The organism is uncultured Microbulbifer sp. (assembly GCF_913055755.1).
Lineage (GTDB): Bacteria > Pseudomonadota > Gammaproteobacteria > Pseudomonadales > Cellvibrionaceae > Microbulbifer.
This window is the reverse complement of sequence record NZ_CAJXKH010000126.1, coordinates 1-8,704: the sequence shown is the minus strand read 5'-3', so window position 1 is coordinate 8,704 and position 8,704 is coordinate 1. Positions and strand designations below refer to the sequence as shown.

9 protein-coding genes are annotated in these 8,704 nt (G+C 60.6%); 6 read left to right on the top strand and 3 right to left on the bottom strand.

What is annotated here, in order from left to right; translation table 11 throughout:
- From QZ511_RS15575 to QZ511_RS15565, 3 genes are all read left to right on the top strand, one after another.
- Positions 1-960: family 43 glycosylhydrolase (locus QZ511_RS15575; protein ID WP_366935671.1), on the top strand; the 960-nt coding region annotated here is incomplete at its 5' end.
- Positions 961-1,061: 101 nt separating this feature from the next.
- The gene (locus QZ511_RS15570; protein ID WP_295803744.1) at positions 1,062-1,889 is read left to right on the top strand and encodes an MOSC N-terminal beta barrel domain-containing protein; all 828 of its coding nucleotides are present in this window, start codon (positions 1,062-1,064) and stop codon (positions 1,887-1,889) included.
- A 23-nt stretch (positions 1,890-1,912) separates the two neighbouring features.
- Positions 1,913-2,881, top strand: coding sequence for a questin oxidase family protein (locus QZ511_RS15565; RefSeq protein ID WP_295803741.1), 969 nt, complete (start codon positions 1,913-1,915; stop codon positions 2,879-2,881).
- Positions 2,882-2,914: 33 nt separating this feature from the next.
- Here the strand turns inward: QZ511_RS15565 and QZ511_RS15560 are convergent, their stop codons facing one another.
- Positions 2,915-3,622 carry a gamma-glutamyl-gamma-aminobutyrate hydrolase family protein gene (locus QZ511_RS15560; RefSeq protein ID WP_295803737.1) on the bottom strand — a complete coding sequence of 236 codons (708 nt, stop codon included), beginning with the start codon at positions 3,620-3,622 and terminating at the stop codon, positions 2,915-2,917.
- Between the two features lie 217 nt (positions 3,623-3,839).
- On the opposite strand from QZ511_RS15560, the gene QZ511_RS15555 reads away from it, so the two are divergent.
- A complete protein-coding gene (locus tag QZ511_RS15555; protein ID WP_295803733.1) occupies positions 3,840-4,589 on the top strand; it encodes an OmpW family outer membrane protein in 750 nt (249 codons plus the stop codon).
- Between the two features lie 166 nt (positions 4,590-4,755).
- Positions 4,756-5,754: a family 43 glycosylhydrolase gene (locus tag QZ511_RS15550; RefSeq protein WP_295803732.1), complete on the top strand. Its 999-nt coding sequence runs from the start codon at positions 4,756-4,758 to the stop codon at positions 5,752-5,754.
- 44 nt (positions 5,755-5,798) lie between these two features.
- Here QZ511_RS15550 and QZ511_RS15545 read toward each other — a convergent pair whose 3' ends face one another.
- Entirely contained in the window at positions 5,799-6,125 is a 327-nt protein-coding gene (locus QZ511_RS15545) for a tetratricopeptide repeat protein (RefSeq protein ID WP_295803731.1), read from the bottom strand.
- 115 nt (positions 6,126-6,240) lie between these two features.
- Between QZ511_RS15545 and QZ511_RS15540 the strand changes: the two genes are divergently transcribed.
- Complete coding sequence (locus QZ511_RS15540) at positions 6,241-7,539, top strand: amidohydrolase (protein ID WP_295803730.1); 1,299 nt, start codon at positions 6,241-6,243, stop codon at positions 7,537-7,539.
- Positions 7,540-7,597: 58 nt separating this feature from the next.
- On the opposite strand, the gene QZ511_RS15535 is transcribed toward QZ511_RS15540, so the two are convergent.
- The coding region (locus QZ511_RS15535; RefSeq protein ID WP_295803729.1) for a helicase-related protein at positions 7,598-8,704 on the bottom strand (1,107 nt) is incomplete at its 5' end.

The following is an 8,704-nucleotide window of genomic DNA, read 5'->3' as shown; positions in this document are numbered from 1 at the left end:
GCAGAGCCGCTGGTAAAACCGCTGATCGAACAGCGCGCCGACCCGTTTATTTACAAGCACAGCGATGGCTATTACTACTTTATCGCGTCTGTTCCCCAGTACGACCGCCTCGAACTCCGCCGCAGCGAAACCATTGCCGGTCTTGCCGACGCCGAAAAGGTCACCGTGTGGACCAAGCCGGAAACCGGCCCCTACTCCGACCTGATCTGGGCACCGGAAATTCATCACCTGCACATCGAAGGCCAGGCGCCCACCTGGGCCATCTACTTCGCCGCAGCGCCGTCCCGCGAAATCAAGCACGACCTGTTCCAGCACCGCATGTACGCGCTGATCACCACCGGCGCCAACCCGCTGGACGCGGAGTGGGAACTGAGCCAGGTAGATTCCGGCATCGACACCTTCTGCCTCGACGCCACCGTATTCGAGCACAAGGGCAAACACTACTACCTGTGGGCCCAGAAAGGCCCGGGCATTGCCGGCAACTCCAACCTGTACATCGCCGAGATGGACACCCCCACCTCCATCGTCGGCGAACCGGTACTGCTGACCAAGCCGGAATACGACTGGGAAGTGATCGGCTTCCTGGTCAACGAGGGCCCCGCAGTGATCAAGAAAAACGGCCGCATCTTTATCGGCTACTCCGCCAGCGCCACCAACCACAACTACTGCATGGGCCTGCTGTGGGCGGATGAAAACGCAGATGTACTCGACCCGGCGAGCTGGGAAAAGTCCCCCAAACCGGTACTGGAAAGCGACTACGAACGCGGCATCTACGGCCCCGGCCACAACAGCTTCACCGTCTCCGAAGACGGCAGTGAAGACATCCTCGTATTCCACGCGCGCACCTACACCGAAATCGTCGGCGACCCCCTGTGGGATCCCAACCGCCACACCTTCGTCAAGGTAATCCGCTGGAACGACGAAGGCTTCCCGGAATTCGGCAAGCCCTCCGAACCCTGATTTCCTCTCAGCTTCATTTAGTCTCACAGAATGAAGATTGGCGGCCTGCGGGCCGCCTTTTTTGTTGACGCAGTTCCGATTACTCTTGCAGCAACCGCATCATGCCAGAGGAGCAGGCCGTGCATATTTCCGCGCTCTACCATTTCCCGGTCAAATCCCTGCAGGGGCACAAAAGCAAATCCCTGCCACTGGATCAATTCGGCGCCGTCAACGACCGCCGCTGGATGCTGGTGGACGCGGACAACCAGTTTGTCACCCAGCGCCGCCTGCGGGCCATGGCCCAGCTCAAGGCAACCGTTATCACCGACGGCGTGCGCCTGGAAAACCCCGAAGGGGAAAGGATCGAGATCCGCCAGCCCGGCACCGAGGCGCAAGTGAATACCGTGCGGGTATGGGACGACGACGTGCAGGCCCGGGATGCGGGCGACGACGCCGCCCACTGGCTCAGTGAGCAGCTGCAGTCCCCGGTGCGACTGGTAGCCATGGGCGACGAATTCCGGCGCCCGCTGCAGGCCCCGCGCCAGGACCGCCAGGTAGGTTTCGCCGATGCCGCGCCGCTGCTGATCATCAGCCAGGAATCCCTGGACGACCTCAACAGTCGCCTCAGCGACCCCGTCTCCATGCTGCGCTTCCGTCCCAACCTGGTGGTGAGCGGCGGCGAGCCCTTTGCCGAAGACCAGTGGAAGACCCTCACCGTGCACACCCACGACGGCCCCCTGGTACTGGACTGCACCCACCCCTGCGCCCGCTGTGCCATACCCGGCCTGCACCCCTTTACCGGCCGCGCCCACAAAGAGCCCCTGCGCACCCTGGCGCAGTACCGGCGCTGGGAGGACGGGCAGATCTACTTCGGCATGAACCTGGCGCCGGCATTTGGCGGGCAGAAACCGCAGACCATACACTTGGGGGATAAGGTAACCGTCGAATGAGTTCAGCATTCACAGGAGGTTGAATGAGCATTACCCGGGATTGCGCGCAGCTGCTGGAAACCGCTGGCCGCTACCACGTGCACTACGGCGACCGCCTCGCCAACCACCTGCCGATGGTGCTGATCGCGCTGGACAAAATGGGCGCAGGCCCGGAGCGGCTGCAACACGCCTTTGACCGCTCCGAACCCCACCTGCAACTGCGCCCGGGAAGCCCGGTGGAGGAACTGAAAGATGTCGACCTGTGTCGCAACCGCGACGACCTGTTTCCCAGCGCCCTGCACTATTACGAGCGGCAACTGAAACAGCACGGCATCGCCGAGTGCCTGCGGCGGGAACTGCCGTCACTGCTGCCCAGTATCGCCACCGCCGCATTTCACGGACTCATCCGCACCGCCTACGGCATCGACGCCCGCCACCTGGAAGAGGTGGCCATGGGACTGGCCTACTGGAACCTCGACTACCACACCCTCAGCGCCAGCTCCCAGAGAACCCCGCGTCCGGCGGCAGAAGTGATTGCCGCACTGGCCAAACAATTTAGCGACATCCCCTTGGCACCGGGCAACATCGCCGATCACATGCACGCCGTTACCGGCCAACCGGGCTGGATGGACACACCGATTCAGCCGCAACAGCTGAGCCTGGAAGACATTGCCAGTGTCGCGCTCACCGCCTACCTCGGCAGCAAAGATTTCACACTGTTACACGGCGTCACCGGCTGCCACGCACTGCGCCTGATCCTGCCCTATTGCAGAGACAGAGAAGTTGCCCTGCGCTACTTCTGGCAGGGACTGGTGATTGCCTACCTGAGCACCGGGCCGAAAATCATCCAGCCAGTTGCACCTGCAGAAAATAGGCATATTTCACAAAAACAGGCGGACATCCAAAACCGCGCATTCAACAGTGACGACGACCATGTCATCAAACTCGCCTACAGCGCACTGGAAGAATTCCACTACTACGGCGATAGCAAATACCTGCAGGTATTCGATTAAGGCGCCAGTCCCGGCTTTTCCAGGCCTCGCTCGCTACGCGGCACTCTTCAAAAACGCCAACATCCAGCGCGCCACCGCACTGGTGTGAATATCGTTCTGCAGGGAGTCCTTGCCCTTTTCCACCATGTCTTCGCCGAAGACCTCTTTGCGCAGCTCCATCAATCCTTGCGAGTACGGCTTGGTAAATTCCGGGTGCGCCTGCATGGTAAGCATGTGCTCACCAACCTGTAACAGCGCGTAGGGGCAAAAATCACTGGAGGCAATCACCCTGGTGCCCGGCGCCGGCGTCATCACCTGGTCCTGGTGGCTCACCAGCAGGCTGAACGATTCCAACGGCTCCACCATCCACCCCGGGGTCTCCTGGATCTCGTAACTGTGCACGCCAACCCCCCAGCCCTTCTCCGATTTGCGCGTCTCACCACCCAGGGCATGGGCAATCAGCTGGTGACCGAAACAGATTCCCAGGGTCGGCTTCTCGCGGCGGTGCAGCTCGCGCACAAAATCCATCAGCGGCGCAATCCACGGCTGCGCGTCGTACACCCCGGTCTTGCTGCCGGTAATCAGATAGGCATCCACCTCATCGATATCCTCCGGGTAGTGGCCGTGCTGTACCTCATAGGTCACAAACTCCAGCGAGGGGTCCTCGCGACGCAACAGCTCGGCAAACATTTCCGGGTACTCGCCGAATTCGCCAACCAACTGCTCGCGCACATCGTCCGTCTTCAGAACACCGATCTTCATTATTGGCACCACCACTTCGTCTATCAGGGCATTGTTAGTCTGGGCAGACCAGGATTCACTGATTCCACCGATCCATTTTGTGATCACATTTATTATGACACATCAGATTCATAAAGGCCTGTCGCCCGGTTAAACGCAATGAATTTTCACGGCCGCCCCCGCGACTAGACTGGAATTGTTGCGTTTTACGTTTTAGCAGTTCAAGGAGCGATCTGAAATGAAAGCAGTCAGCCTGGCCGTCGCGCTATTGGCAACCGCCCTGGGCGCCCCGCAGTGCCTGGCGGATTACGAACAGGGAAACATTATCGTCCGCCTCGGCTACGGCTGGGTACAGCCGGAGGATGACTCCGACTGGCTGCAGATCGACGGCAGCGTGCGACTGCCGGATACCCAGGTATATGTGGACGACGGTGACAGCGCCACCATCACTGCCACCTGGCTGTTTGCCGACCATTTCGGCCTGGGCCTGCTGGCGGCACTGCCGTTCGAACACGACCTGGACGTGGGCGGGCTGCCGGACCCTGTGGAACCCATCGACAACCCAGCCCTCGGCCGGGTGCCCCTCGGCAGCCTCGAACAGCTGCCCCCGACCCTCACGGTACAGTGGTTCCCGGTGTGCAAGGAATCCTGGGTACAGCCCTATGTGGGCTTTGGCGTCAACTTCACCACCTTTATGGATGAGGACGTCAGCACCGTGGCCCAGGGCTACTTCGAGGATGTACTCGGCGCGGTGAGCCGGGCAGACCTGGATGTGGACGACTCCTGGGGGCTGGCCGGCGAAGTGGGGATCGACATCCTGTTCGGCCAAAACAGCAGCTGGCTGTTCAACGCCGCGGTCTGGTACCTGGATATCGACACCGAAGCGAAAATCAGCTTCCGCGACCAGAACAGCAACTGGGTGCGTATCACCACCGATGTTGACGTGGACCCCTGGGTCTATTCCGTGGGCCTCGGCTACAAATTCTGACCACCTCGCACACCATCTCGCACCCCAGCCACCCCGCCAATGCCTCCATAAACCGCACCACCCGGTGCGGTTTCCTTTTGGTTGCCATCCTGTAGAATCGGACAGGCCAAATAAATAAAAGGTCAGGCAGGAAGGGTTCCCCCTTCCGCGATGAAGGAGTAACCCCGTGCATAACAAAAAACTTAGCGCCGCCCTGTTTTCACTGCTGCTGGGCGCCACCGCCGCCCAGGCGCAGAACCCGCTGGACTTCGGCAGCGACATCAAAACCGCCGATCCCTCCGGCCACGTGTGGCAAGACGGCAAGATGTACCTCTACACCTCCCACGACGAGGAGTGCCAGGAAGACTTCTGGATGAAGAACTGGCACGTGTTCTCATCGGATGACCTGGTGAATTGGGAGGACCACGGCGCGGTATTGTCGGTAGACGACCTCAGCTGGGCCGACAACTACGCCTGGGCTCCGGACGCCGCCTACAAGAACGGCAAATACTACCTGGTATTCCCCGCCGGCAACGGCCACAAAGACCGGGTCAACCCGGAGAAGAGCACCAAGTGGATGGGCATCGGTGTCGCCGTCAGCGACTCGCCAACCGGCCCGTTCAAGGACGCGATCGGCGGTCCCCTGTGGCGCGAACCCTACGCCAACGACCCCGCCCTGTTCGTAGACGATGACGGCAAGGCCTACCTGTACTTCCACGGTACCGGTTTCGATTATTACGTGGTGGAAATGGCCGACGATATGCGCAGCATCAAGGGGGATTTCCAGAAAATGGATATGGGCGGTTACGAGCCCAAGATGGAAGGCCCCTGGGTGTTCAAGCGCGGGGACAAATACTACTTCACCATGCCGGAGAACAACCGCGCACTGAGCTATTACATGTCCGATTCACCGGTGGGCCCCTGGGAGTACCAGGGGGTATTCATGGACGAGGAAAACCAGAGCAACAACCACCACTCCATTGTGGAATACAAGGGGCAGTGGATCCTGTTCTACCACCGCTGGCTGAAGTCGCCGGTGTCCAGCTGCGAGAAACGCCAGCGCTATTCCACCGCGGAATACCTGCACTTCAACGAAGATGGCACCATCCGCAAGGTGGAGCGCACCGAACAGGGGGTTGCGGACTTCGCCGAACGGGTGAAAAGCAACATCGCCCGCAAGGACTGACTGCGGTGCACGCATGCTTTCCTCTGCGGGGGAAAGCATGCGCTTCAACCAGATTTCTTCGCCAGCTTTTTCATAAACACGCCGATTTCCCGCTCCACCTGTACATCTCCCTTTTCCCGCGCCACCGCGAGACCACGCTCGAATGCGTGCACTGCCGCACTGTCATTGCCAAGCGCCATTTCACTGCGCCCCAACAACTTCCAGGCCGCCGAATGGTCCGGCATTTGCTTGACACACTCCCGCAGGTGTTCCGCAGCCTCGCCATAGGCCTTGTCATTGAACAGCGCACTTCCGAGGCCAAAGCGCAGCAGCGGTGAATCCTTGCCCGCCTGCAGCTGCGCCTGCAAACGCTCTATGATCGGACTGGTCATGGGGTTATCCTGCCTGGAGATTCAAAGAAAAATTGCTCCTGAACCCAGCGCAAACCGCTGCTGGTGGACGACTTCAAACCATAACAACAACCGACCGCAAAAACAGGAAATCGCCGTGAAAAAATCTCTGCTGTCCCTGTCACTGGCCATCGCCGCTACAGCCTCCGTCACAGCCAGCGCCACAGACCCCAACAGCCTGCTGGCGCAGACCGAACCCAAGGTCATCGAATGGCGCCGCCATATCCACCAGAACCCGGAGCTGGGCAACCGCGAATTTGAAACCGCCAAGTACATCACTGCGCACCTGAAGTCCCTGGGCATCGAAGTGGAAACCGGCGTGGCCCACACCGGGGTGATCGGCCTGCTCAAGGGCGGCAAACCCGGCCCCACGGTTGCCCTGCGCGCCGATATGGATGCCCTGCCAGTAACCGAAGAGGTGGAAGTTTCATTCGCCTCCAGAGCCAAAACCCAATACAACGGCGAGGAAGTGGGCGTAATGCACGCCTGCGGCCACGATACCCATGTGGCGATGCTGATGGGCGCCGCCCAGGTGCTGTCGGCAATGCGCGACGAGCTGGCCGGCAACGTACTGTTCATCTTCCAGCCTGCAGAGGAGGGAGCCCCGGACGGCGAGGAAGGCGGCGCCGAGCTGATGCTGAAAGAGGGGCTGTTCAAGAAATACAAACCCGCGGTGGCGTTCGGCCAGCACGTGAGCTCCAGTCTGCCCAGCGGCGTGATCGGCTATCGCTCCGGCCCGCTGATGGCGAGCTCCGATGAATTCCGCATCAATGTGAAGGGGCGCCAGACCCACGGCTCCCGCCCCTGGGGCGGGGTAGACCCGATCACCGCCGCGGCACAGATCATTATGGGGACCCAGACACTGGTCAGCCGCCAGGTCGACATCACCAAGGAGCCCGCGGTGGTCTCCTTCGGCGTGATCGACGGCGGTGTGCGCAACAATATTATTCCGGATAGCGTTTACCTGAACGGCACCATCCGCAATTTTGATATGGAAAACCGCCAGGAAATTTTCAAGCGCCTGAAGGTGACCGCGGAAAAAATTGCCGAGAGCAGCGGCGCCAGGGCGAAAGTGGAAATTCTCGAGGGTTACCCGGTAACCAGCAACAACCCCGAACTCACCGAAGCCGCCATTCCGGCACTCAAGGCCGCGGCCGGCGACAACAAGGTCGTGGTGGTGCCGAAGGTGACCGGTGCCGAGGATTTTTCATTCTTTGCCAATGAAATTCCCGGTTTTTACTATTTCCTCGGGGTAACCCCGAAGGGCACCGATCCCGCCAGCGCGGCCAGCAATCACTCGCCACGTTTTTACGTCGACGAGAGTGCGCTCAAAGTCGGCACCAGGGCGATCACCCAGCTGACGCTGGACTATCTGGCCAGTCAGCAGAAAAACTGACAGCAACAAAAAAGGCGATCAGTGATCGCCTTTTTTGTTGCTGATGCAAGTGCGCGTATTACGCGGTCTCACTCTGGCGCTGCGGCCGGCGGCGCCGACGACTACCGTTATTGTTGCCCGAGGGCGCGCCATTGCGATTGCCGTCCTTGTTGTTGCCTCCGCGACCGTTGCCGCGCCCCGCCGATTGACCACCGCCATTTCCACTGCGGTTGCCGCTCCTGTTCCCGCTACCATTCCTGGCCGCTGGCTTGGCACCACCACGGCGTACCTGGGAACCTTTACCGATCTTGCCACCGGATTCTGGAAGTTGGTGATCCGGTTCAAAACCGTTGATTTCCTCGCGCTCGATCGGCTTCTGGATCAGCTTCTCGATATCCCGCAGCTGTTTGATTTCGTCCGCGGATACCAGTGAAACTGCCTGACCGCTGGCGCCGGCACGGCCGGTACGGCCGATACGGTGCACGTAATCCTCCGGCACATTCGGCAGGTCGAAGTTCACCACCTGCGGCAGCTGGTCGATATCGATGCCGCGCGCGGCAATATCCGTGGCCACCAGGATCTGCACCTTGCCGGACTTGAAGTCCGCCAGGGCTTTGGTGCGCGCATTCTGGCTCTTGTTGCCGTGAATAGCCGCCGCCGGAATCCGGCTCTGCTCCAGCTGTTTCGCCAGGCGGTTGGCACCGTGCTTGGTGCGGCTGAATACCAGCGCCTGGTGCCAGCCGTTCTCCTTGATCAGGTGACACAGCAGGGACGCCTTGCGGGACTTGTCCACCGGGTGCAGTTTCTGACGCACGGTCTTGGTGGTGCTGTTGCGCGGGCTTACATCAATCTCTACCGGGTCGTTCACCAGGCCCTTGGCCAGCGCGCGGATTTCCGGGGAGAAGGTGGCGGAGAACAGCAGGTTCTGGCGCTTCGCCGGCAGCACTCGCAGGATTTTCTTGATGTCGTGGATAAAGCCCATGTCCAGCATGCGGTCCGCTTCATCCAGCACCAGTGCCTCGAGGCGATCGAACTTGATTGCGCGCTGGTTGTACAGGTCAAGCAGGCGGCCCGGGGTGGCCACCAGAATGTCCGCACCACCGCGCAGGCGCATCATCTGCGGATTGATCTTCACCCCGCCAAACACCACCGAGTGGCGCATGGGCAGGTACTGGCTGTAGCTCTG